The sequence below is a fragment of the Corallococcus praedator genome (assembly GCF_003612125.1).
In the GTDB taxonomy this organism is placed as follows: Bacteria; Myxococcota; Myxococcia; order Myxococcales; family Myxococcaceae; genus Corallococcus; species Corallococcus praedator.
The window spans coordinates 1-1,311 of the sequence record NZ_RAWI01000756.1 but is presented as its reverse complement, the minus strand read 5'-3'; the positions used below and the strand labels follow the sequence as shown (position 1 = coordinate 1,311).

Here is a 1,311-nt window from a genome sequence, read left to right as displayed (position 1 = left end):
GGCTGATGGAGCGCGCCGGCCGGGGGCTGGTGCGAGGCCTGGCGGCGGGCCTCCGCGAGGAGCTGGCGGCCAGCCCGTTGCTCTCGGCGGATGCGCTGGCGGCCTCGGTGGAGAAGCTCGTGGAGCGCGGTGTCGCCACGACCGTCCGGAGCGCGGGGGACTCGCTCGCGGACGAAGCCATGCGCTGGCGGGAGACTCCGGCGGAGGGGCGCCCCCTGCGTCGCGCGGGCCGGGAGTTCGCGACGGGCGTGATGGAGGCCCTCGGCGCGAGGCTTCGCCTGCCATTGCTGGCCATGGCGGGCGCGGGCAGTGCGCTCGTGGCCCTGGCCGTGGTGTCGGGGCGAAGGCGCAACGCCTGACCGCGCAGCCGGGTGGGGCGGCCTTGCATGTGTTGGCTGTTCATTGCTTGCCGCGATGCAGCCAGTCTCCAGATTCAAGGCACGCTGGACGACGGACCCTGGGCAGGGAGCGTCGTCCGCCGGGGGAGGTCCGTCATGCAGCAGGGGTCGGAAGCAGTCGGGGAGGCGTCGCGCGAGGAGGAGGGTGCCTCACTCCAGGAGGCGCGGGAGATTGCTAGGGATGCGTTCGTCTACGCCTACCCGATGCTCTACAACTACAAGACGCTGTACCTGAGCACGCAGGACCCGCTGTCGTCGGGCTACACGGGCGGCTTCCAGCGCTTCCGGCACTTCGCGCGGGTGCTCACGCCGAAGGACACGGACGTCGTCACGCCGAACAACGACACGCCTTATTCGATGGCGTGGTTGGATTTGCGGCGCGAGCCCCTGGTGCTGCGCCTCCCGGAGGTGGAGAAGGACCGCTACAACGTCTTCCAGTTCTGCGACCTGTTCACCCAGAACTTCGCCTACCTGGGCGTGCGGACGACCGGCTTCAAGTCGGGCCGCTACCTCATCGCGGGGCCGGGCTGGGACGGAGCGGTACCGTCGGACATGGACGGGGTGGTGCGCGCGCCGACGCAGCTGGTGTGCATCGTGGGACGCACGTCGCTGTCAGGGATGGGGGATCTGCCCCTGCTGCGTGAGCTGCAGAAGCAGTACCTGCTCACGCCCCTGTCGGAGTTCGCCGGAAGGGCGCCACCGCCGCCGGTGCCCCACGGGGTGTTCCCTCCCTGGGAGGAGGCGCGGGCGTTGTCCGCGCGGTTCATCGGCTATGTGAACTTCCTCTTCCAGTTCATCCCGCCGGTCGCATCCGAGCGTGCGTTGATGGAGCGCTTCGCGAGGATTGGCATGGGCGCGGGGCGGGTGTTCGCGCCAGAGGAGCTGCCGCGCGAGTGGGTGGAGGCATTGGAGG

General features: G+C 70.3%; 1 protein-coding gene and 1 pseudogene. Both read left to right on the top strand.

The window, feature by feature from the left end:
• Window positions 1–359, top strand: a pseudogene (locus tag D7Y13_RS46215) (hypothetical protein); the annotation flags it as partial.
• 135 nt (window positions 360–494) lie between these two features.
• A partial coding sequence (locus D7Y13_RS41505; RefSeq protein WP_158626207.1) for a DUF1254 domain-containing protein occupies window positions 495–1,311 on the top strand: 817 nt, incomplete at its 3' end.